A 21,471-nucleotide genomic window follows, 5' to 3' on the forward strand; every position below is an offset into this window, starting at 1 on the left:
ACCTGCGCAGGTCGTCCGCGTCCGCGGAACCTTCGGTCGTGCTGCTGATGCACCACGGCAACCGGCGGTCTCTGGTTTCAGGAGGGAACTGTACGGCGCGCCGCGGGCACCGCCAAATCCACGGCGGTCCGGAGCGGCGCCACGCCGGTGCCCGAGATGCACACCGCCCCGACCACCGTGAGGTGGTCGGGGCGGCGACGTGGTCTCGACAGGCTCGACCAGCGAACCCGAGGGCTCGACCAGCGAGCCGGGGAGGCTCAGGCCTGGGCGGCCTCGTCCTCCTGCGCGACGTTCTTGGTGCGGTTGGGGTCCACCTGGACGCCCGGGCCCATCGTCGTGGAGACGGTGACCTTCTTGATGTAGCGACCCTTGGAGCTGGCCGGCTTCAGACGCAGCACCTCCTCCAGCGCGGCGGCGTAGTTCTCCGCGAGCTGCGCCTCGGAGAAGGAGGCCTTGCCGATGATGAAGTGGAGGTTGGCGTGGCGGTCGACGCGGAACTCGATCTTGCCGCCCTTGATGTCGGACACGGCCTTCGCCACGTCCGGCGTCACGGTGCCGGTCTTCGGGTTCGGCATGAGGCCGCGCGGGCCGAGCACGCGGCCCAGGCGGCCGACCTTGCCCATCATGTCGGGGGTCGCGACGACGGCGTCGAAGTCCAGCCAGCCGCCGGCGACCTTCTCGATCAGCTCGTCGCCACCGACGACGTCGGCGCCGGCCTCACGGGCGGCCTCGGCCTTGTCGCCGTTCGCGAAGACCAGGACCTTGGCGGTCTTGCCGGTGCCGTGCGGCAGGTTCACCGTGCCGCGGACCATCTGGTCGGCCTTGCGGGGGTCGACGCCGAGGCGCATGGCCACGTCGACGGTCTCGTCGAACTTCTTCTTCGAGGTGGACTTGGCGATCTTGATCGCCTGGAGCGGGGCGTGGAGCTCGTCGGCGTCGAACGCCTCGGCCGCCGCGCGGTAGGTCTTGCTGCGCTGCATGTCTGGGTCTCTTCTCTTCCAGTGTGGTCAGGTGGGCCAGCGCGGCCCTGCCACGGGTGGGTGCAGGTACCTGCCTGAGGACCGGCCGGTCGGCCGGCCAGGCGGTCAGTCGGTGGTGACGCCCATCGAGCGGGCGGTGCCCTCGACGATCTTCATGGCGGCGTCGATGTCGTTGGCGTTGAGGTCCGGCAGCTTGGTCTGGGCGATCTCGCGCACCTGGTCCTTGGTCAGCTTGCCGACCTTCTCCTTGTGCGGGACACCCGAACCCTTCTGCAGGCCGGCAGCCTTCTTGATCAGCTCCGCGGCCGGCGGGGTCTTGGTGACGAAGGTGAAGGAACGGTCCTCGTAGATGGTGATCTCGACGGGGATCACGTTGCCGCGCATGGCCTCGGTCTGGGCGTTGTACGCCTTGCAGAAGTCCATGATGTTGACGCCGTGCGGACCGAGGGCGGTACCGACCGGCGGGGCCGGCGTCGCGGCACCGGCCTGCAGCTGCACCTTGACCAGGGCAGCGATCTTCTTCTTGGGAGGCATGCTGTGTCTCTTTCTCTTCCGTGGTCATGACGAGGGCGTACGGCGCCCTCTGCCACCTGCTGTTGCGTTGCTCATTGTCCGCGTGGCGAGCCGATCCGGGAAATCGAGTCCGGTGGGTCTCGACACGCGCGTCGCGCCTTCGTTCCTCAGCCGCGGCGCTTGCTCGACCTCACGCGGCTGTGAGTGCTCGGCGCAAGCGCCGAGCCCTCACACGCGTTGAATCTGCGAGAAGCTGAGCTCGACCGGGGTCTCCCGGCCGAAGATCTCGACCAGCGCCTTGACCCGCTGCGACTCGGCGTTGATCTCGGTGATCGTCGCGTGCAGCGTGGCGAACGGGCCGTCGACGACCATGACCGAGTCGGAGACGTCGAAGTCGGCGACCTCGACGGGCTTCTTCGTGGCGGTCGTGGTGGCCGCCGGCGCGGTGGAGCCCGCCGCTGCGGCCTCGGCCTCGGCGCGGGCGACGACGGCGGGGGCCAGCATGTTCTCGACCTCGGTCATGCTCAGCGGCACCGGCTGGTGGCTGTGCCCGACGAACCCGGTGACCGAGGGGGTGTGCCGCACGGCCGCCCACGACTCGTCGGTGAGGTCCATGCGCACGAGGACGTAGCCGGGCAGGACGGTCCGCTTGACCATCTTGCGCTGGCCGTTCTTGATCTCGGCGACCTCCTCGGTGGGGACCACGATCTCGTGGATGTAGTCCTCCATGTTCAAGGAGATGATGCGGTTCTCCAGGTTCGACTTCACCCGGTTCTCCATGCCGGAGTAGGTGTGCACGACGAACCAGTCACCCGGCTTCGCCCACAGCTCGCGACGGAACGCCTCGAGCGGGTCCTCGGCCTCCGCCGGCTCGTCCTCGACCTCTTCGGCGTCGGCCGTGGAGTCCACCGACTCCACGTCGGTGTCCAGACCCATGGCGGCGTCGGTGTCCTCGTCGGTCACCTCGGTGTCCAGGGCAGGCTCGAGCTCGACCTCGGAGCCCTCGTCGGGCTGGCCGAAGACGTCCTCGAGGGACGGCTCGGGGGCCGACTGGGTCGACTCGGTCTCGTCGTACTGCTCCGACACGCGCTGCTCCATCAGATCGTTCGTCGTCGGGGGGGGGGGGGGGCGGGTCCGGCAGCTGCCGGACCCGGGTCACTGGTCGCTGTTGCCTGCGAAGACCTCGAACGCCAGCTGTCCGAAGCCGAGGTCGAGGAGCGAGACGAGCGCCATCATGAAGATCACGAAGACCATCACCACGAGGAAGTAGGTGATCAGCTGCTGCTGCGTCGGCCAGACGACCTTGCGCAGCTCGGCGACGACCTGGCGGTAGAACGTGGCCGGGCTGGTCCGCGGCTTGTCGGCCTTGTCGCCGCGCGTCCCGCGGACGGCGTTGCTGTCCGACACGCCGGTCACCTCTCCTCGATACGTCCGCCCCGGCCGTCGTCCGACCCGGGCGGTGCTGCTGGTCCTACGTCTGGTGCTGTCTGTCCTGACTTGCAGGGCACGAGGGACTTGAACCCCCAACCTTCGGTTTTGGAGACCGATGCTCTGCCAGTTGAGCTAGTGCCCTCCGGGGCTCCTCCGCGCTCCACCGACCCATTCGCGGGCAGGCCGAAGCATGGGGGAAGTCCACCGAGGAAGAAGTGTACGGGTCGCCAAGAGCGGAGTCGAACCCGCGGGCGAGGAACCGGCCCGCGAGCCGGCCGGCCAGCCGGCCGGCGGAACTGGCTGGGGCGAACGCCGGCGCGGGTGCGACGATGGTGCCCGTGACCGAGGAGAACACCCAGACCACCCCCCTGGCCGAGCGGGCGCCCGAGCAGGTGGCGGCGTTCCTGACCGAGCAGCGGCAGGCCTACGACGAGCTCCGCGCCCGCGGCCTCACGCTGGACCTCACCCGGGGCAAGCCGGCGTCGGCGCAGCTAGACCTCTCCGACGAGCTGCTGTCGCTGCCGCGGGGCCCGCGTGACGCGTCGGGCGTCGACACCCGCAACTACGGCGGGCTCGAGGGCCTGCCGGAGCTGCGCGAGATCTTCGGCGAGCTCCTCGGGGTCCCGGCGGCGCAGCTGGTGGCCGGTGGGAGCTCGAGCCTGGTGATGATGCGCGAGGTCCTCACCGACCTCTGGGTGCGCGGAGGCGTCACCAGCGAGCGGCCGTGGAGTGCGGAGGAGAAGGTGACCTTCATCTGCCCCGTGCCCGGCTACGACCGCCACTTCACCCTGCTGGACTGGTTCGGCATCGAGACCGTGACGGTGCCGATGGGCGAGGACGGCCCGGACGTCGACGCGGTGGCCGAGATCGCCGCCGCCGACCCGTCGGTCAAGGGCATGTGGCTGGTGCCGACGTACGCGAACCCGACCGGGGACGTCACCTCGCGGGCGGTCGCCGAGCGTCTGGTGTCCATGCCGACCGCCGCGCCGGACTTCACGATCATGTGGGACAACGCCTACGCCCTGCACCACCTCACCGACGAGGAGACCGAGAGCGCCGACGTGATCGGCCTGGCCGCGGCGGCGGGCAACCCGCACCGGCCGGTCCTCTTCGCCTCCACCTCGAAGATCACCTACGCCGGCGCGGGCGTCGCCTTCCTCGGCGGATCGCCGGAGGTGGTCCGCTGGTACGTCGAGAACCTCGGCATGGGATCCATCGGACCCGACAAGGTCAACCAGCTGCGGCACGCGCAGCTCTTCGGCTCCGCCGAGGGCGTGCGCGCGCACATGCGGCGCCACCGCGACCTCATCGCCCCGAAGTTCGCCGAGGTCGAGCGGGTGCTCAGCGAGCGGCTCGGCGGGCTCGGCGTCGCGGAGTGGACCCGCCCGACCGGTGGCTACTTCGTCAGCCTCGACGTGCTCGACGGCACGGCCAGCCGGGTCGTCGAGCTCGCCCGCGAGGCCGGCGTGGCGCTCACCCCGGCCGGCTCGGCGTTCCCCGGGAAGCGGGACCCCCGCGACCGCAACATCCGGATCGCGCCGACCTTCCCCGACCTGCCCGCCGTGACCGAGGCGATGGAGGCGGTCGCCACCTGCGTGCGGCTCGCCGCCGCGGAGAAGCTCGCCGACTGACTTGGGCCGGGACCTCAGGGCGCTGCCGAAGGCCCACCTCCACCTGCACTTCACCGGCTCGATGCGGCACACGACGCTGCTCGAGCTGGCCGAGCGCGACGGGATCGCCCTGCCCGGCCCCCTGGTCACCGACTGGCCACCGCAGCTCTCGGCGGCCGACGAGAAGGGCTGGTTCCGCTTCCAGCGGCTCTACGACGTCGCCCGGTCGGTCCTGCGCACCGAGGGCGACGTACGCCGCCTGGTGCGCGAGGCCGCCGAGGACGACGTGGCCGACGGCGGGCGGTGGCTGGAGATCCAGGTCGACCCGAGCGGGTACGCCGCCCGGTTCGGCGGCATCACCGCCTTCACCGACCTGGTGCTCGACGCGGTCCGCGAGGCCTCGGCGGAGACCGGCCTCGGCATGGCCGTGGTGGTCGCCGCCAACCGGACGCGGCACCCGCTCGACGCCCGCACGCTGGCCCGGCTGGCGGCACAGTACGCCGGCCGCGGCGTGGTCGGCTTCGGGCTCTCCAACGACGAGCGGCGGGGGCGCACCGACGAGTTCGGCCCGGCCTTCGCCATCGCCGAGCGCGCCGGACTGCTGCTCGTGCCGCACGGCGGCGAGCTACGGGGCCCGGCGCACGTCCACACCTGCCTCGACGCGCTGCACGCGGACCGGCTCGGCCACGGTGTCCGGGCGAGCGAGGACCCGGCCCTGCTGGAGCGGATCGCTGCGGCAGGTGTGGCGCTCGAGGTCTGCCCCGTCTCGAACGTCGCGCTCGGGGTCTACTCCGACCTCACCTCCGTCCCCCTGCCGACGCTGCTGGAGGCCGGCGTCACCGTCGCGCTGGGCGCGGACGACCCGCTCCTGTTCGGGTCCCGGCTGGCCGGCCAGTACGCCACCATGCGCGCCGCCCACGAGCTCGACGACGCCGACCTCGCCGAGCTCGCGCGGATGTCGTTCCGCGCGTCGTCGGCGCCCTCGGACGTGGTCGCGGCGGCGATGCGCGACATCGACGCCTGGCTGGCCGAGGAGGGCCGGAGCGAGACCTAGAGCTCGCAGCCGACGAGCACCGGCTCGTTGACCAGCCGGATGCCGTACGCCGCCTCGACACCGTCGCGCACCTCGCGGGCCAGGTCGAGCAGCTCGGCGGTGGTGGCACCGCCGCGGTTGGTGAGGGCCAGCGTGTGCTTGGTCGAGAGCGAGACCCGGCCCCGGCCGTGGCCGCGGCTGAACCCGGCGTGGTCGATCAGCCAGGCGGCGGACGTCTTCACCAGGCCGTCACCGACGGGCCAGGCCGGCGCCCCCTCGGGCACCTGTCCGGCCGGGACGACGGGGTTGGTGAAGAACGAGCCGGCGCTCCACGTGTCGGGGTCGGCGTCGTCGAGCACCATGCCCTTGCCCCGGCGCAGGGACAGCACCGCCTCGCGGACCTCGCGGAGCGGCGCCCGCCCGCCCACCTCCACGTCGAGCGCCCGGGCGAGCTCGGCGTAGCCCACGGGGGCACCGAGGGAGCCCTGGCGCAGCTGGAAGGTCACCGAGAGCACGACGTGGCGCCCGGGGTCGGCCTTGAACCGCGAGCTGCGGTAGCCGAAGTGGCACTCGGCGTTGGCGAAGGTCCGCACGCCGCGCAGCGACCGGTCCCAGACCCGCACCGACGCGATCGTCTGGGAAACCTCCTGGCCGTAGGCGCCGACGTTCTGGATCGGCGTCGCGCCGACCGCGCCGGGGATCCCGGAGAGCGCCTCGATGCCGACCCAGCCGCGCTCGACGGCCACCTCGACGAGGTGGTCCCACGACTCCCCCGCCGCCACCGTCACGAGCACGCCGCCGCAGGCAGCGTCGTCGTCGGTGTCCGCGGCGATGCCGGTGGTGGCGACCTTGACGACCCGGCCGTCGAAGCCGGCGTCGGCGACGACCAGGTTGCTGCCGCCGCCGAGCACGAGGAGCGGCCGGTCGGTGTCGAGGGCGTCGACCAGCTCCGCCTCGGTGCGCGCGACGAGCAGCTCCCGCGCCGGCCCGCCGAGCCGGAGCGTCGTGTGGTCGCTGAGCGGCTGGCCGGGGAGCGGGTCAGCCACGGACGACGGCCTTCGGCATCCCGAGGACCTTCTCGCCGGCGGAGGTCACGGTCATCGCGATGGTGACCAGGCCGTCCTCCACCGAGCGCACCGTCCCGGCCACCTCGACGTCGACCCCGTCGTCGTCGTCGGGGACGACGACCGGGCTGGTGAACTTCGCGCCGAGCTCGACCACCTCGGCGTCACCGGTCCACGTGGCGACGGCCCGGGCGGCGAGGGCCATGGTGTACATCCCGTGGGCGATCACGCCCGGCAGGCCCACGGCGGTGGCCACCCGGTCCGACCAGTGGATCGGGTTGAAGTCGCCCGAGGCGCCGGCGTAGCGCACCAGTCCGGCGCGCGTCACGGCGTACCGCTGGACCGGCAGCTCCTCGCCCGCCTTCACGATGCCGCCTTCACGATGCCGCCCGGTGGACGAGGGTGGCGCTGGTCGCGCACACGAGCGCGCCGTCGCCGTCGACGACCTCGCTGGTGGTGCCGATGATGTCGTTGCCGCCGATCGAGCGGACGCTGGCGACGGTGAGGGTCGCGGTCAGCACGTCGCCGGGGCGCAGCGGCCGCGCATACCGGAACTTCTGGTCGCCGTGGACGATGCGGGAGAGCTCGACGCCCTCCGCCTCGAGGAAGGCGTTCATCGCCTCGAAGGCGAGCACGATCGGGAACGTCGGCGGGACCGGCCCGCCGTCCCAGGCGACGCCGGTCGCGGCGGCGAGCTCCCGGACCTTCTCCTCGGTCACGGTGTAGGGCCTCGTCGGCGGGAACGAGCGACCCACGAGCGAGGCGTCGACCGGCATGGGGCCGACCCTACCGGGGCCGGCTCAGCCGGCGGGGCTCAGCCGATCGGGACGAGCGAGACCGTCACGAGCGGAGCGTCGCCCGGCCCGATCTCCGGCACCGGCGCCAGGGCCGGGCCGAGCGTCGTCACGAGCCCGCCCAGCACCCCGAGGTGCGGCGCCGGGAGCACCCGCAGCTCGCAGGTCCGCTGCCGCACGGCGCCCGGACGCCCGCGGTCGGTGCAGCGACCCTCCGCCTCGAGCTCCACGGGGTCACCGGTCGGCCCGGGCACGAGGACGGCGGCGGTCATCGCGCCGTTGACGTCGAAGTTGCGGGTGCAGGTGAGCAGGCGGCCGATCCGTCGCCCGGTGCCGTGCCGGACGGCGGCGGTGCGGCCGCGGACGGCCACCCGGTGCAGGGAGCTCTCGTGCGAGGTCCCGAAGCAGTCGTACGCCGGAGGCTCGGGCAGGCGGCGGCCACGGGCGAGGACGGAGGAGAGCCGCGTCCCGGCACCCTCGACCTCCGGAGCGGCCGGCGCCTGGGTCGACGGCCGCCGCCACGAGCGCCGCTCGACGTAGGCGCTCCACAGCGACCCGGACTCCTGCACGCTCGCGCCGGTGGCATCCAGCAGGACCTGGGCCGTGACCGCCCCCCGCACGACGCCGCGGCGCCGGTCGGGGAGCACGGCGAGCCGGCAGTTCAGCAGGGCGCTGCCAGGCGCCGCGACGACGGGCACCAGCGCGCACCAGCCGGTCGTCCGCACCGCACCGGCGCCCGGCAGCCGGATCCGGCCGTACGCCGAGCTGCCGCCGCCCTGCTCGGCCGGCAGCGCGGTCGGCTCCGGGCTCCGCAGGCACAGGTACCCCGAGCCGACCCGCCGCCGGGCGGCGTCGGCCACCCGGCCGCTGGCCCGGTCGGTGCGGATGCTGACCAGGCGGGCGGTGAGCTCGAGCAGGACGGCGCCGGCGCCGTCGGCCACCCGCTCGCGGCAGGCGGCGGTGTCAGCCGCCCGCGGCGGCCGGTCGGTCCCGACGGTCCGGAAGGCGAAGGAGCGGCCGGTCGCGCCGGCCGAGGCCGCCGACTGCGGCTGGCCGTGGTCGGCGACGGAAGGCGCGGAACCGGCGGGCAGCGTGGTGACCGCGAGCGCTACCGCGGTCAGGACCGTAGCGAGGCGTCGTGTGACCATGACCACACAACGAGCCTTTACCTCCCGGGTCACCGGACGGCGGAGCACCGCCGCGCATGCCGGTCAGCAGACGCCGACGGCCCACCCGGCAGGCCGGGTGGGCCGTCGTGAAGCGGAGGGACGCGACGAGGGCGTCAGCGGGTCTCGCGGTGCGCCTGGTGGCAGCGGCAGCGCGGGCAGAACTTCGCGAGCTCGAGCCGGTCGGGGTCGTTGCGGCGGTTCTTCTTCGTGATGTAGTTGCGCTCCTTGCACTCGACACAGGCGAGCGTGATCTTGGGGCGAACGTCGGAGCTCTTGGAGGCCACGGGAAGTCCTTCGGGTTGGGCGGTGCAGTGGTGCAGCGTTGCCAGCGGGTGCGGGTCGGCGCGGTGGTGCTGAGTAGCGGGGGCGGGACTCGAACCCGCGACACCACGATTATGAGCCGTGTGCTCTAACCACCTGAGCTACCCCGCCACCGGGACAGGGCTGCGCCGACCAATCTACCGGTCCGCGCAATCCGTTCCCAGAGCCCCTTTACGGAATCGAACCGTAGACCTTCTCCTTACCATGGAGACGCTCTGCCGACTGAGCTAAAGGGGCAACGACGGAGAACCATACACAGCGTCCGACCGGCGCCAAAATCGGCTGTGGCGGCGGTCAGGAGGGACCTGCGGAGCCGCCCAGACGCGGGAACGGCACCGCGTCCTCGAGCTCGAGGGCCAGCTCCAGCAGGGTCGCCTCGCGGCCGGCGGCCGCGCCGAGCATCATCCCCTGCGGCAGGCCCTCGGCGGTGGTGGCGAGGGGCAGCGAGACGGCCGGGTCGCCCGTGGCGTTCTGCCACGGCGTGAACGCCACCCAGGCCAGCACCCGCTCCATCAGCGCGTCGTACCCGAGCCCCGGGTCGAGGTGGCCGATCCGCGGCGTGGCCGACGCCAGCGTGGGAGTGAGGACGACGTCGTGCTCCTCGTGGAAGGCGGCCGACAGCGCGGACGTGCGCCGCAGGCGACGCAGGGCACCGGGCAGACGGTGGACGTGGCGGCGGAAGTGGCGGTCCAGGCCGAGGGTCAGCGGGTCGCACCGGCTCGGGTCCCAGCTGCGCCCGTAGGTGAGTCGCCCGGTGCGCACCACGAGCGCGCCGAGCATCGCCCAGTAGAGCAGGAAGTCGTCGGCGAAGCCGTCGGGGACCGGGGCGGCCGCCTCCTCGACGTGGTGGCCGAGGTCGGCGAGCAGGTCCGCGGTCGCACGGGTCAGCGCGGTCACCTCCGGGCTCGCGGAGCGCCCGGCGCCCTCGGTCACGACCGCGACGCGGAGCCGGTGGCGGCCGGGCCGGGTGATGTCGCCGATCGGCGGCAGGTGCAGCGCGCGGTAGACGCGCTCCGCCTCCCGGAGGAACGCGGCGGTGTCCCGGACGGTGCGGGTCACGACGCCGTCGGAGACGATGCGCAGGGGCATCGAGCGGTGCAACACGTCCTGCGCGAGCCGGTCGCGCGTCGGCTTCAGCCCCACCAGACCGCAGGCCGACGCCGGGATCCGGATCGAGCCGCCGCCGTCGTTGGCGTGGGCGAGCGGGACGGCACCGGCCGCCACCAGCGCGGCCGACCCCGCCGAGGACGCACCGGCGGTGTGCGCCGTCGACCACGGGTTGCGGACCGGACCCTGCCGCGCGTGCTCGACGGCCGGGGAGAACCCGAACTCCGAGAGCCGGGTCTTGCCGAGCGGCACCAGGCCGGTGGCGAGGTACATGCGCGCCAGGTCGCCGTCCCGGCGCCGGGGAGCCCCGACGAAGGCGTCGGTGCCGTGCTGCGTCGGCATGCCGGCGACGTCGACGTTGTCCTTGACGAAGGTGGGCACACCGGCGAAGAAGCCGCCGCGAGGCGAGCGGCCCTCCGCCCGGGCCCGGTCCTCGGCGAGGTGCGCCACGGCGCCCAGCACCGGGTCGACGGCCGCGGTCCGGGCCAGCGCGGCCTCGACCACCTCGCGGGTGCCGACGGCGCCTCGGTGCAGGGCGTCGACGAGACCGACGGCGTCGAGGTCGCCGAGGGCGTCGTCGCCGAAGGCGTGGAGGCGGCTCACCGGCCCAACGTGCCACATCGCCACGCCGCGCGGTCGGCGGCGCGCGTCAGAGGAGGAGGGCCAGCAGCACGGGCAGGAGCACGCTGGTGGCGAGCGCGGACAGCCCCATCGAGAGCCCGGCGAAGGCCCCCTCGGTCTCGTCGTCCTGCAGCGAGCGCGAGGCGCCGATGCCGTGGGAGACCGCGCCGATGGCGAGCCCCCGCGCGCTGCGGTCCCGGACGCGGACGAGGGTGAGGAGCGCCGGCCCCGCCACCGCGCCGAGGATCCCGGCGACGATCGTGAGCGCAGCCGTGAGCGACGGGACGCCGCCGACGGCGTCGGAGAGCGCAAGGGAGACCGGCGTGGTGGCGGCCTTGGGGCTCAGCGTCCGGGCGAGGAGCTCGTCGCCGCCGGTCCACCGGGCGAGGAGGACCACCGAGACGATCGAGACGGCCGCCCCGAGGGGCACGGCCACCAGGATCGGCAGCGCCAGGCCCCGCAGCCGCCCGAGCTGGCGGTGCAGCGGCACGGCGAGCGCGACGGTCGCCGCCCCGAGCCAGAACGAGACCACCTGGGTCGCGTCGCGGTACGTCGCGGGGTCCACGCCGAGCGCCAGCAGCGCGCCGCCCACCAGGACGACCGCCACCAGCACCGGCTGGGCGAGCGCGTGGCGGCCGCTCGCGTCGCGGACCCAGCAGCCGATCCGGTAGGCGCCGAGGGTCAGCGCCACGAGGAACACCGGGGACGCGACCAGCCCGCTCATGCCCGCCCCGCCGCCCGCCCCGTGAGCAGCCGCGCCGTCCAGCCGACCACGACCAGGCCGAGGGCCCACGAGCCCACGACCGCCACCACGACGGGCACCGCATCGCTCCGCAGCACGCCCAGGTGCGCGACCACACCGGCGCCGGCCGGCACGAAGAGCAGCTGCAGGTGTGCCAGCAGCCGGTCGGCCGCCCGGACGACCGGCGCCTCACCTGGGTCACCCGGCCCGCCGGGGTCGCCCGCGCCGGGCTCGCCGTGCCGGTCACGCCGGCGGCGGCGCCGTACCTCCAGGGCGGCGAGCAGCACCACCATGCCGGCCACCGGGCCGGGCACCGGCGCGCCGGTCAGCCGGACGAGCACCTCGCCCACCAGCTGGCACACCACGAGCCACGTCAGTCCGACGACCACCCGCGCATCCTGCCCTCAGCCGCGGCGGTGGCACCCGAGCAGGTGCGGGTCGAGCAGGCCGACCGCCTCCAGCAGGGCGTGCATCGTGGTGGGCCCGACGAACACGAAGCCCCGGCGCTTGAGCTCCTTCGACAGCGCCACCGACTCCGGGGACGTGGTGGGGACCTCGTCGGTGGTCGCAGGCGCGGGAGAGGTCTCCGGCGCGAAGGAGAGGACCAGCCCCTCGAGGCCGTCCACGTCGCTCGCTCCCCGCAGCGCCACCGTGGCCCGCGCGTTGGTGACGGCGGCGTCCACCTTGAGCCGGTTGCGGACGATCCCGGCGTCGGCCATCAGCCGGGCACGGTCGTCGTCGTCGTACGCCGCGACGACGTCGGCGTCGAAGCCCACGAACGCCGCCCGGAAGGCCTCGCGCTTGCGCAGGATGGTCACCCAGGAGAGCCCGGACTGGAACGCCTCGAGGGTGAGCCGCTCCAGGTAGGCGGACTCGCCGGAGACCCGCCGGCCCCACTCGTGGTCGTGGTAGTCGCGCAGCAGGCCCGGGCCACCTGCCCAGGGGCAGCGGGCGAGACCGTCCTCGCCCACGACGGGCCCGGTCACCCCCGGCTCCGCAGCCGGGCGTGGGGCAGCGGCGGGGCGGGGATCGGCGGGAGCTCCTGACCGGCCACGACCCCGAACCGGCCGGGGCGCACGTCGGTGCCCCGCGCGACGACCCCCTGCGGCTGCGCCGGCCGCTCGTGGAGGCCGCCGGCGTCGTCGGGGTGGACCGACCGGTCACCGTCGCGGACCTGCTCCTGCCAGGCCTCGCGGAAGGCGACGACCTCCTCGTGGGTGCGCCCCACGAAGTTCCACCACATGACGATCTGCTCGCCGAAGGGCTCGCCGCCCAGGAGCAGCAGGCGGGTCGGGCGGTCCGCCGCCCGCAGCTCGAGCCGGTCGTGGCCGGGCGGCACGTGCCCGAGCTCGGCTGCCGCCACCGCACGCCCGGCGACCTCCACCTCGCCTGCGTCGACGAGGACGCCGTGCTCGAAGGCCGGGTCGACGTCGAGGACCAGGCTCGCGCCCGGGTCGAGGAGCAGCTCGGCCCCGAGGAGCGGGGTGTACGTCGGGAGGGGCGAGGTGCTGCCCAGCAGGGAGCCCAGGAAGACCCGTGCGGTCCACCCCTCACCCGTCACCGGCTCGGGGACGTGGTGGGCGAACCCGGGGTCGGCGTCCCGGTCGGCGTCGGGCAGGGCGACCCACAGCTGGGCCCCGTGCAGGACGCTGGTGGTGGGCGTGGAGACCTCCGAGTGGCTGATGCCGCGGCCGGCGGTCATCAGGTTGAGCTCGCCGGGTCGGACGGTCGCGACGTTCCCCGCGCTGTCGCGGTGCTCGACCTCGCCGGTGAAGAGCCAGCTGACCGTCTGCAGGCCGGTGTGGGGATGCGGGGGCACCACCATGCCGCCCGTCTCGGCGACGTCGTCGGGGCCGTAGTGGTCCAGGAAGCACCAGGCGCCGATGAGCGAGCGCGCCCGCGAGGGCAGCGTGCGACGCACCGTCATCGCCCGCGGGCCGCCCAGGGGCACCTCCCGCGGCGCCAGCACGCTGACGTCCTCCGCCGGGCCGCTGGCGCAGTGGTGGACCGCGGGGTCGCGCTCGGGGTTCGTCACCACACCATCATGGCGCGAGACCGAGCCGCACGCGGGCTCCGACACCGCGGCTAGGTGCGCGGGCCGCCCGCCCAGCTCCAGGCGTATGCCGGGTCCTCGCAGGCGAGCCCGCCCTCGCCGAGCTCCAGCGGGGCGAAGGTGTCGACCATGACCGCCGACTCCTCGAACCGCTCCGCGCCCAGCGACGCCTCGATGGCCTCCGGCTGCGGGCCGTGCGGGTGCCCGCCGGGGTGCAACGAGATCGACCCGAGCCCGATGCCCGAGCCCTTGCGCGCCTCGTAGTCCCCGGCGACGTAGAACATCACCTCGTCGCTGTCGACGTTGGAGTGGTAGTACGGCACCGGCACGGCCAGCTCGTGGTAGTCGACCTTGCGCGGCAGGAAGTTGCAGACGACGAAGTTGTGCCCCTCGAAGACCTGGTGGACCGGCGGCGGCTGGTGCACCTTGCCGGTGATCGGCATGAAGTCCTCGACGTTGAACGTGTACGGGTAGAGGCAGCCGTCCCAGCCGACGACGTCGAACGGATGGGTGTCGTGCACCAGCCGGCTGCCCACGATGCCGGCGGAGGTGCGGTGCTTGACCAGCACCTCGACGCCATCTCCCCCGTCTCCCCCGCCTCCCCCGTCGCCGCCCTCGACGACGAGCGGCTCGGTCGGGCCGTGCAGGTCGCGCTCGGAGTACGGCGCGTGCTCGAGCAGCTGGCCGTAGCGCGAGAGGTAGCGCCGCGGCGGAGCCACGTGGCCGCTGGCCTCGATGCAGTAGAGCCGCGAGGGCTCCGCCGGTCGCCAGCGGTGCGTGGTCGCCCGGGGCACGAGCACGTAGTCGCCGGCCCGGTACGGCAGCACGCCGAACACCGTCTCGACGACGCCGCTGCCGGCCTCGACGAAGACGCACTCGTCGCCGATCGCGTTGCGGTAGTACGCCGACGGCGCCGTGCCGGTGACGACGTAGGCCAGCCGGACGTCGTGGTTGCCGAGGACCAGCCGGCGGTCGGTGACCGCGTCCGGGCCGGTGGACAGCTCGTGCAGGCGCAGGTGCCGCGGCCGGAGCGGGTGGTTGGCGTGCCGGGCCTGGTCCGGCAGCTCCCACACCTCGGAGGCGACGATCGCCGAGGGCACGCCACGGTGGTAGAGCAGCGAGGAGTCCGAGGAGAAGCCCTCCTCCCCCATCAGCTCCTCGCGGTACAGGCGGCCCTGCGGGTCCCGGTGCTGGGTGTGGCGGGTGCGCGGCACGTCCCCCACGCAGCGGTAGTACGCCATGACTCCTCCCGCTACTCTCCGATAGTCGGACACTCCTGTCCGCTGAGGACCTCGACGTTATCGTGACGCGGGTGATGACGGAACGCTTCTGGACCGGTCTGGTCGACGACGCGGCGATCTTCCCGCCCGGCGACGCAGAGCTCGCCCCCGCCGCCCGCGCCTACGACGAGCGCGCCGGCGAGGCCGCGGAGCTCGTCGGCTCCTTCGTCGTCCGCGACACCGACCTGCCCGCCCTGCCGGCGGGCTTCTCGGGCCCGGTCTCCGTCGTGGTGGGCGGCGGCGCCGGCCAGCTCGCCGGCCCGGCCGCACTGTGCGCGAAGCGGGGCCTCACCCTGGCCGGGCTCGAGGTCGCGCTCCGAGACCTCGACGACCTGGCCGGCAACGCCCGCCGGGTGGTGGCCGCCGTCGACGCGGCCCGCGCGGAGGGCGTCCTGGCCGAGGAGGTCCCGGTCCTCGTCGAGCTGCCGCCCGAGCAGCCGACGTACTCCTGGCTGGCCGCGGCCGACGAGGTGGCCGCCGCCGAGCTCCGGCTCAAGCTGCGCACCGGCGGCACCGAGGCGCACCAATTCCCCGACGCACCCACCCTCGCCGCCTGGATCGACGCGGCGCTGGACCGCGAGACGCCGTTCAAGTGCACGGCGGGACTGCACCGGGCCCGCCGGCACACCGGCGAGGACGGCTTCGAGCACCACGGCTTCCTCAACGTCCTGGCCGCGACCCGCCGCGCCTTCGACGGCGCGGCGGCCGACGAGGTGGTGGCGACCCTGGAGGACCGGGCGCTCGACCCGGACGCAGCACCCGGGCCGGCCGAGCTGGCCGGAGCCCGCCGCTGGTTCACCTCCTTCGGCTCCTGCAGCGTCAGCGAGCCGCTGGAGGACCTGCGGGTACTGGGCCTGCTGTGACCGACCCCCACTCCGGCTTCGGCCTCGACCACCTCCCCTACGGCGTCTTCTCCGTCGCCGGCGGCGCCCGCCGCGTCGGCGTCCGCCACGGCGACCGCGTCCTCGACCTCGCCGCGAGCACCGGCCGCCCCGAGCTCGCGACCCCCTCGCTCAACGCCCTGATGGCGCTCGGGCCGGAGGTCTGGCGGCAGACCCGGGAGGAGGCGCGCTCGCTGCTGGAGGCGGGGGCCGAGACCCTGCCGCTGGCCGACGTGGAGCTGCACCTGCCGTTCGAGGTCGCCGACTACGTCGACTTCTACGCCTCCGAGCACCACGCCACGAACGTCGGGCGGATCCTGCGCCCGGACTCCGAGCCGCTGCTGCCGAACTGGAAGCACCTGCCCGTCGGCTACCACGGCCGCGCCGGCACCGTCGTGCCCAGCGGCACACCGGTGGTGCGACCCCGCGGCCAAGTGGTCACTTCGACAGGCTCAGCACAACGCTCGACAGGCTCGACCAGCGACGGACGTGCGGTCCCGACGTACGGGCCCACCGAGCGGCTCGACATCGAGGCGGAGCTGGGATTCGTCGTCGGCACCCCCTCCTCCCTCGGCGACCCGGTGCCGTACGCCGCGTTCGGCGAGCACGTCTTCGGCGTGGTCGGCCTCAACGACTGGTCCGCGCGCGACCTGCAGGCGTGGGAGTACGTCCCGCTCGGCCCCTTCCTCGGCAAGTCGTTCGCCACCACGATCAGCCACTGGGTGACGCCCGTCGCGGCGCTGGAGGCGGCGTGGTGCGACCTGCCGGCCCAGGAGCCGACACCGCTGGCCTACCTCGGTCCCGGCCAGGTCCGGGGCCTCGACATCGACGTGGAGGTCGAGCTCGACGGCGAGGTCGTCAGCCGCCCGCCGTACCGCACGATGTACTGGTCGCCCACCCAGATGCTGGCCCACCTCACCGCCAACGGCGCGTCGGTCCGCACCGGTGACCTCTTCGCCTCCGGCACGATCAGCGGGCCCGCCGAGGACCAGCGCGGGTCCCTGCTCGAGCTGTGGTGGGGGGAGCGGTTCCTCGACGACGGGGCCGAGGTCGTCCTGCGCTACTCGGCACCGGGCACGGGCGGCGGCCGGATCACCCTGGGCGAGGTCCGGGGACGGGTGGAGCCGGCGCGGGTCGACTGATCGGGCCGGCCTCAGCCCCTAGGCTCCCGCCATGGGCCTGCTCACCCCGCTCGCCGTGCGCCTCGGCGCCCAGCCGTGGATGCCGAAGCTCCTGCCCCAGGTGGTGTGGGCCGACACCCGGCTGCAGCGGCTGACCCGCGGCCGGGTGAGCGTCCTGGACCTCGCCGGCCTGCCGAACCTCACCCTGGTCGTGCCCGGCCGCCGCTCCGGCGTCCCCCGGGCCACCCCGCTGCTGTGCGTGCCGCACGAGGGCGGCTGGCTGGTCGCCGGCTCGTACTTCGGCGACCCCACGATGCCGGCGTGGGTCCACAACCTGCGGGCGACCGACCCGACCGGCGCCACGGAACCCCGGGCCCGGATCGTCACGGACGGCCGGGAGGCCGTGGTCGGCTGGCGGGAGCTCGAGGGCGAGGAGCGGGCGGCGGCGTGGCAGGTGATGCTGCGGACCTGGCCGAACTACGCGACGTACGAGGCCCGCACCGACCGGACGATCCCCGTCTTCCTGCTGACGGCGGCCTGAGCGCCGCGGGCCGGTCGACGACCCGCCACCCCGCGCGCAGGCGCACCGGGAAGATCCACAGGAGGGTCACAGGCGCAGGGAGCCGGACACACAACCGGCACGGGCTTGATGGGTGTCGTTCACCCGTCGTCCACCGGAAGCCCCAGCCTGATGCCTTCGTACGTCGCCTACCTCGCCGACCTGGCCGCCATCGGCGTCCTCGTCTTCGCCCTCTTCATGCCCCGGCACCACCGACCGGAGCTGGTCGTCGCCTTCCTGACGACCAACATCGGTGTCCTGGCCGTCGCCTCGGCCCTCAGCTCGAGCACCGTGGGCGCCGGCCTGGGGCTCGGCCTGTTCGGCATCCTCTCGATCATCAGGTTGCGCTCGGAGGAGCTGGCGCAGCACGAGATCGCCTACTACTTCGCCTCCTTGACGCTCGGCCTGCTCGGAGGACTGGGCGCCGCCACGACCCTCGTCGACCTGCTGCTCATGGTGGCCGTGCTGGTCGCGGTGGGGGTCGGCGACCACCCCCGCGTCGCCCCGCGGACCCGGTCGCAGCAGCTCCTCCTCGATCGGGCCCACGCCGACCAGCGGTCGCTGGTCGCGCACGTGGAGGCACTGCTCGAGACCACGGTCGCCTCCACCAAGGTGGTGCGGCTGGACCTGGTCAACGACACGACCCTCGTCGACGTCCGCCACCGCCCACACGAGCCGGTCCGGGGAGCGACGGCTCGCAGCGAGGGGCCGGCACGAGGCGTGGAGCTGGTCGGGTGAGCGCGCCGACCATCGCCTCGGTCGACCGACTGCCCGCGGTCACGCTCGACGACCTCGTCGAGGAAGCCGAGCTGCTGGCCCGCGTGGACCGCAAGTACGTCGTCGCGCGCCGCGACCTGGACGACATGCTCGACCACCTGCCTCGGGAGACCCGGGTCCTCGAGATCGACGGCCGCCGCGAGTTCGGCTACCTCTCCACCTACCTCGACACCCCGGACCTGCAGAGCTACCTCGGTTCGGGACGGTCGCGGCGCGGCCGTTGGAAGGTGCGGGGCCGGCGCTACCTCGACACCGGGGGCAGCTGGCTGGAGGTGAAGACCGCCGGCGCGCGCGGGCGGACGCTGAAGCACCGCGTCGCCCACCCCGACCCCGGCGACGCCGGGCTCACCGTCGAGGGGGCGGCCCTGGTCGCAGCGCTCGTCGGCACCGGCGTCGTCCCCGACCTGCACCCGGTCCTGGCCACCTCGTACCAACGCACGACGCTGTTGCTGCCCGGGGCCTCGGCCCGGGTCACGATCGACACCGAGCTGGGCTGGACGTCGCTCGTCCACGGCCGCGACCTCGACCGACCGAGCCTGGCCATCATCGAGACCAAGGGTGGTTCGACCCCCTCGGTCGTCGACCGGTCGCTGTGGCGTCGCGGCCACCGCCCGGTGCGCCTGTCGAAGTACGGCGCCGGCATGGCCGCCCTCGACCAGACCCTGCCTCCGCTCAAGTGGCACGACGCGTTGGTCCGCCACCTCCACGTGCACCCGAACCCTCACCAGAACTGGATCAGTCGACGATGAAGACCACGCTGCGCCGCCGCATCGCCGCGGCCACCTCCACCCTCCTGCTCGTCAGCCTCGGCGCCTGCTCGAGCGCAGGCACCACGCTGACCGGCGGCACCACGACCTCCTCCGGCACCACGACGGCGGTGGACGCGAGCAGCGTCTCCGCCACCCTGCCCACGCTGGACGACACCCACGCCGACAGCAACGACCTCGAGCACGACGCTGCCACCGCGACGACCGTGGCCCTGGCCGACGGGTCGACCACCGTGGACGGCGCCGGGGCCGACGTGGACGGCGACGTGGTGCGGATCAGCGCCGCCGGGACGTACGTGCTGTCCGGCAGCCTCGCCGACGGCCAGGTCGTCGTCGACAGCTCGGGCGACGGCAAGGTCGTGCTCGTGCTGGACGGCGTGGACCTCACCTCGCTCGACAGCTCGCCGCTGGTCGTCACCGCCGCCGACGAGGTCGTCGTGGTCCTCGCCGACGGCAGCCGGAACACGCTGTCGGACGCGGAGGCATCCGCAGCCGACGACGACGAGGACGACGCCCCGACGGCGACGCTGTTCTCCATGGCCGACCTCACCGTCGGCGGCACCGGTGCACTCACCGTCCACGGCCTCAGCAACGACGGGATCGCCACCAAGGACGGCCTGGTCGTCCTCGGCGGCACCATCACCGTCGACGCCGTCGACGACGGCATCCGCGGCAAGGACTACCTCGTCGTCGAGGACGGCGAGACCACCGTCGAGGCCGGCGGCGACGGGCTCAAGTCCGACAGCGACACGGCCGGAGAGCTGGGGTGGGTCCTCGTCGACGGAGGAGACCTCACCGTCTCCGGCACGTCCGACGGCATCGACGCCACCGGGGCGATCTACGTCGCCGGCGGCTCGCTCACCGTGCCGCGCTCGGGCGAGGGTCTCGAGGCTGCGGTCATCCGGATCGCCGGCGGCACCGTCTCGGTCGCCGCGGACGACGACGGCCTCAACGCCACCAGCGGCTCGACCGCCGGCGGCAGCGAGCAGGTCGAGGACGGAGTGACGGTGGACGTCACGGGCGGCACCGTCCAGGTCACGGCGGGTTCGGACGGCATCGACTCCAACGGCTCGGCCAGCATCACCGGTGGCACGGTGGCCGTCGCCACCGCCGGGGGCGGCGGTGGCGGTGGCAGCGGGGCGCTGGACGTCAACGGGACGCTCGACGCGTCGGCCGTGGTCACGCTGGCCTCCGCGGTCACCGCGGGCACCCGGGTCAGCCTCACCGACGCCGGCGGGGACGTGGTGGCCAGCATCGTGACGGACGTCGATGCGAGCTCCCTCCTCGTGGCCGACGAGGCGCTGGTGGAGGGCTCGAGCTACACCGTCTGGACCGGTACGGCGGAGACGTCCCCCGCCTCCGTCGACGGGCTCACCGAGTCCGGCACGGTCGCGGCGGCAGTCCCGTCGTCGGGCGGCTTCGGCGGTGGTCCCGGGGGCTCCGGCGGGCGCCCTGGGATGCCACCCGGCGACGCCAGCTGAGGGCCGAACGCAGCGGACCCCCGCGCGAGGCGGGGGTCCGATGCCTGGAGCTTCGTCCAGTGGCAGGTGAAGGATTCGAACCTTCGAAGGCAAAAGCCGACGGATTTACAGTCCGCTCCCATTGGCCGCTCGGGCAACCTGCCGGGTGCCGCGCCGGGGCCGTGTGGACCCTGCGACGACGGGACGGAACAATAGCGCAGTCACCACCGCAGCGAAAAACGTCATGGAGGGCTCCCAGATGGCCGACTCGTCGTTCGACATCGTCAGCAAGCTCGACCGCCAGGAGGTCGACAACGCCCTCGGCCAGACCGCCCGGGAGGTCGCGACCCGGTTCGACTTCAAGGGCACCGGCGCGACCATCGAGTGGTCCGGCGAGCAGGTCATCGAGATCTCGGCCTCGGCCGACGATCGGGCGTCCGCCGTCCTCGACGTCTTCAAGGACAAGCTGGTCAAGCGCCAGCAGAGCCTGAAGATCCTCGACGCCTCCGAGCCGCGCCAGTCGGGGCAGCAGTCCAAGATCACGATCGCCCTCAAGGAGGGGATCAGCTCCGAGGACGCCAAGAAGATCTCCAAGCTGATCCGCGACGAGGGCCCCAAGGGCGTGAAGGCCCAGATCCAGGGCGACGAGCTGCGCGTGTCGTCGAAGAAGCGCGACGACCTGCAGGCCGTCCAGGCACTGGTCAAGCAGCAGGACTACGACTTCGCGGTGCAGTTCACCAACTACCGCTGACGCCCACCGCTGGGCTCACCGTTGACGCGCGTCGTCGCCGGGGCGGGCCCCGATCCGGGCCGCTGTGTCGACCACCACACGGCCGCCGGGGGTCCGGCAGGGAAGACGGCTCCGGCTGCGCTTGTTCTCTCTCTATCGTGGACGGGTCGACCCATCATCGGGAAACTAGAACAGGTTCCAGTTTCGACCCGGTCGACGTACGATCGACCGATCAACGGACGGGCATCGTCCGCATACGCACGAGGGAAGTGGGCGCGCGTTGTCCAGCCAGCCACAGAAGCAGGTCAAGCAGCTCGACCGGGTGATCATCCGGTTCGCCGGGGACTCCGGCGACGGCATGCAGCTGACCGGCGACCGGTTCACCCAGGAGTCGGCGTCGTTCGGCAACGACCTCGCGACCCTGCCCAACTTCCCGGCCGAGATCCGGGCGCCCCAGG

At 73.5% G+C, this 21,471-nt stretch carries 24 protein-coding genes and 4 tRNA genes; 9 read left to right on the forward strand and 19 right to left on the reverse strand.

The window, feature by feature from the left end; translation table 11 throughout:
- Positions 1–257 precede the first annotated feature (257 nt).
- The 5 genes from rplA to ACSMHG_RS15385 all read right to left on the reverse strand — a co-directional run bounded on the left by rplA (position 258) and on the right by ACSMHG_RS15385 (position 3,066).
- Complete coding sequence (rplA, locus tag ACSMHG_RS15365) at positions 258–980, reverse strand: 50S ribosomal protein L1 (RefSeq protein WP_435746661.1); 723 nt, start codon at positions 978–980, stop codon at positions 258–260.
- A gap of 105 nt (positions 981–1,085) precedes the next feature.
- Positions 1,086–1,514 carry a 50S ribosomal protein L11 gene (gene rplK, locus ACSMHG_RS15370; RefSeq protein ID WP_435746663.1) on the reverse strand — a complete coding sequence of 143 codons (429 nt, stop codon included), beginning with the start codon at positions 1,512–1,514 and terminating at the stop codon, positions 1,086–1,088.
- A 207-nt stretch (positions 1,515–1,721) separates the two neighbouring features.
- Complete coding sequence (nusG, locus tag ACSMHG_RS15375; RefSeq protein WP_435746665.1) at positions 1,722–2,591, reverse strand: transcription termination/antitermination protein NusG; 870 nt, start codon at positions 2,589–2,591, stop codon at positions 1,722–1,724.
- Between the two features lie 57 nt (positions 2,592–2,648).
- Complete coding sequence (gene secE, locus ACSMHG_RS15380; protein WP_435746667.1) at positions 2,649–2,900, reverse strand: preprotein translocase subunit SecE; 252 nt, start codon at positions 2,898–2,900, stop codon at positions 2,649–2,651.
- Between the two features lie 93 nt (positions 2,901–2,993).
- Positions 2,994–3,066: transfer RNA gene (locus tag ACSMHG_RS15385), tRNA-Trp, on the reverse strand.
- 196 nt (positions 3,067–3,262) lie between these two features.
- On the opposite strand from ACSMHG_RS15385, the gene ACSMHG_RS15390 reads away from it, so the two are divergent.
- A complete protein-coding gene (locus ACSMHG_RS15390) occupies positions 3,263–4,555 on the forward strand; it encodes an aspartate aminotransferase type Ic (RefSeq protein ID WP_435746669.1) in 1,293 nt (430 codons plus the stop codon).
- Position 4,556: 1 nt separating this feature from the next.
- The gene (locus tag ACSMHG_RS15395) at positions 4,557–5,588 is read left to right on the forward strand and encodes an adenosine deaminase (RefSeq protein ID WP_435746671.1); all 1,032 of its coding nucleotides are present in this window, start codon (positions 4,557–4,559) and stop codon (positions 5,586–5,588) included.
- On the opposite strand, the gene ACSMHG_RS15400 is transcribed toward ACSMHG_RS15395, so the two are convergent.
- From ACSMHG_RS15400 to ACSMHG_RS15460, 13 genes are all read right to left on the reverse strand, one after another.
- Positions 5,585–6,613 carry a UDP-N-acetylmuramate dehydrogenase gene (locus ACSMHG_RS15400; RefSeq protein ID WP_435746673.1) on the reverse strand — a complete coding sequence of 343 codons (1,029 nt, stop codon included), beginning with the start codon at positions 6,611–6,613 and terminating at the stop codon, positions 5,585–5,587. The genes ACSMHG_RS15395 and ACSMHG_RS15400 overlap by 4 nt on opposite strands.
- Positions 6,606–6,998: a MaoC/PaaZ C-terminal domain-containing protein gene (locus tag ACSMHG_RS15405; RefSeq protein ID WP_435746675.1), complete on the reverse strand. Its 393-nt coding sequence runs from the start codon at positions 6,996–6,998 to the stop codon at positions 6,606–6,608. The genes ACSMHG_RS15400 and ACSMHG_RS15405 overlap by 8 nt, the downstream gene beginning before the upstream one ends.
- A 10-nt stretch (positions 6,999–7,008) precedes the next feature.
- Entirely contained in the window at positions 7,009–7,407 is a 399-nt protein-coding gene (locus ACSMHG_RS15410) for an FAS1-like dehydratase domain-containing protein (RefSeq protein ID WP_435746677.1), read from the reverse strand.
- Positions 7,408–7,445: 38 nt separating this feature from the next.
- Positions 7,446–8,573 (reverse strand): hypothetical protein, encoded by a 1,128-nt coding sequence (locus ACSMHG_RS15415; protein WP_435746679.1) that lies wholly within the window; start codon positions 8,571–8,573, stop codon positions 7,446–7,448.
- 134 nt (positions 8,574–8,707) lie between these two features.
- Positions 8,708–8,878, reverse strand: coding sequence for a 50S ribosomal protein L33 (rpmG, locus tag ACSMHG_RS15420; RefSeq protein WP_166196193.1), 171 nt, complete (start codon positions 8,876–8,878; stop codon positions 8,708–8,710).
- Positions 8,879–8,952: 74 nt separating this feature from the next.
- A tRNA-Met gene (locus tag ACSMHG_RS15425) sits at positions 8,953–9,026 on the reverse strand.
- Between the two features lie 53 nt (positions 9,027–9,079).
- Positions 9,080–9,152, reverse strand: a tRNA-Thr gene (locus ACSMHG_RS15430).
- Positions 9,153–9,209: 57 nt separating this feature from the next.
- Positions 9,210–10,625: an amidase gene (locus ACSMHG_RS15435; protein WP_435746681.1), complete on the reverse strand. Its 1,416-nt coding sequence runs from the start codon at positions 10,623–10,625 to the stop codon at positions 9,210–9,212.
- Between the two features lie 46 nt (positions 10,626–10,671).
- The gene (locus ACSMHG_RS15440) at positions 10,672–11,367 is read right to left on the reverse strand and encodes an LrgB family protein (protein WP_435746683.1); all 696 of its coding nucleotides are present in this window, start codon (positions 11,365–11,367) and stop codon (positions 10,672–10,674) included.
- Positions 11,364–11,774 carry a CidA/LrgA family protein gene (locus ACSMHG_RS15445; protein WP_435746685.1) on the reverse strand — a complete coding sequence of 137 codons (411 nt, stop codon included), beginning with the start codon at positions 11,772–11,774 and terminating at the stop codon, positions 11,364–11,366. Before ACSMHG_RS15445 ends, ACSMHG_RS15440 begins: the two co-directional genes overlap by 4 nt.
- 15 nt (positions 11,775–11,789) lie before the next feature.
- Positions 11,790–12,371, reverse strand: coding sequence for a DNA-3-methyladenine glycosylase I (locus ACSMHG_RS15450; RefSeq protein ID WP_435746687.1), 582 nt, complete (start codon positions 12,369–12,371; stop codon positions 11,790–11,792).
- The gene (locus ACSMHG_RS15455) at positions 12,368–13,420 is read right to left on the reverse strand and encodes a pirin family protein (RefSeq protein ID WP_435746689.1); all 1,053 of its coding nucleotides are present in this window, start codon (positions 13,418–13,420) and stop codon (positions 12,368–12,370) included. Before ACSMHG_RS15455 ends, ACSMHG_RS15450 begins: the two co-directional genes overlap by 4 nt.
- A 50-nt stretch (positions 13,421–13,470) precedes the next feature.
- Positions 13,471–14,679, reverse strand: a complete 1,209-nt coding sequence (locus tag ACSMHG_RS15460; RefSeq protein WP_435746691.1) for a homogentisate 1,2-dioxygenase — start codon at positions 14,677–14,679, stop codon at positions 13,471–13,473.
- Between the two features lie 74 nt (positions 14,680–14,753).
- Between ACSMHG_RS15460 and ACSMHG_RS15465 the strand changes: the two genes are divergently transcribed.
- The 6 genes from ACSMHG_RS15465 to ACSMHG_RS15490 all read left to right on the forward strand — a co-directional run bounded on the left by ACSMHG_RS15465 (position 14,754) and on the right by ACSMHG_RS15490 (position 20,304).
- Positions 14,754–15,581 (forward strand): hypothetical protein, encoded by an 828-nt coding sequence (locus ACSMHG_RS15465; protein WP_435746707.1) that lies wholly within the window; start codon positions 14,754–14,756, stop codon positions 15,579–15,581.
- The gene (locus ACSMHG_RS15470; protein ID WP_435746693.1) at positions 15,578–16,741 is read left to right on the forward strand and encodes a fumarylacetoacetate hydrolase family protein; all 1,164 of its coding nucleotides are present in this window, start codon (positions 15,578–15,580) and stop codon (positions 16,739–16,741) included. The genes ACSMHG_RS15465 and ACSMHG_RS15470 overlap by 4 nt, the downstream gene beginning before the upstream one ends.
- A gap of 31 nt (positions 16,742–16,772) precedes the next feature.
- The gene (locus ACSMHG_RS15475) at positions 16,773–17,261 is read left to right on the forward strand and encodes a nitroreductase family deazaflavin-dependent oxidoreductase (protein ID WP_435746695.1); all 489 of its coding nucleotides are present in this window, start codon (positions 16,773–16,775) and stop codon (positions 17,259–17,261) included.
- Positions 17,262–17,411: 150 nt separating this feature from the next.
- Entirely contained in the window at positions 17,412–18,017 is a 606-nt protein-coding gene (locus ACSMHG_RS15480) for a DUF4956 domain-containing protein (protein WP_435746697.1), read from the forward strand.
- A complete protein-coding gene (locus tag ACSMHG_RS15485; RefSeq protein ID WP_435746699.1) occupies positions 18,014–18,805 on the forward strand; it encodes a polyphosphate polymerase domain-containing protein in 792 nt (263 codons plus the stop codon). The genes ACSMHG_RS15480 and ACSMHG_RS15485 overlap by 4 nt, the downstream gene beginning before the upstream one ends.
- Entirely contained in the window at positions 18,802–20,304 is a 1,503-nt protein-coding gene (locus ACSMHG_RS15490; RefSeq protein ID WP_435746701.1) for a carbohydrate-binding domain-containing protein, read from the forward strand. The genes ACSMHG_RS15485 and ACSMHG_RS15490 overlap by 4 nt, the downstream gene beginning before the upstream one ends.
- Positions 20,305–20,364: 60 nt before the next feature.
- Here ACSMHG_RS15490 and ACSMHG_RS15495 read toward each other — a convergent pair.
- Positions 20,365–20,447, reverse strand: a tRNA-Tyr gene (locus ACSMHG_RS15495).
- A 95-nt stretch (positions 20,448–20,542) separates the two neighbouring features.
- Between ACSMHG_RS15495 and ACSMHG_RS15500 the strand changes: the two genes are divergently transcribed.
- Complete coding sequence (locus ACSMHG_RS15500) at positions 20,543–21,034, forward strand: YajQ family cyclic di-GMP-binding protein (protein WP_435746703.1); 492 nt, start codon at positions 20,543–20,545, stop codon at positions 21,032–21,034.
- Positions 21,035–21,471 lie beyond the last annotated feature (437 nt).

This window comes from Nocardioides ureilyticus, from assembly GCF_051280745.1.
In the GTDB taxonomy this organism is placed as follows: domain Bacteria; phylum Actinomycetota; class Actinomycetes; order Propionibacteriales; family Nocardioidaceae; genus Nocardioides.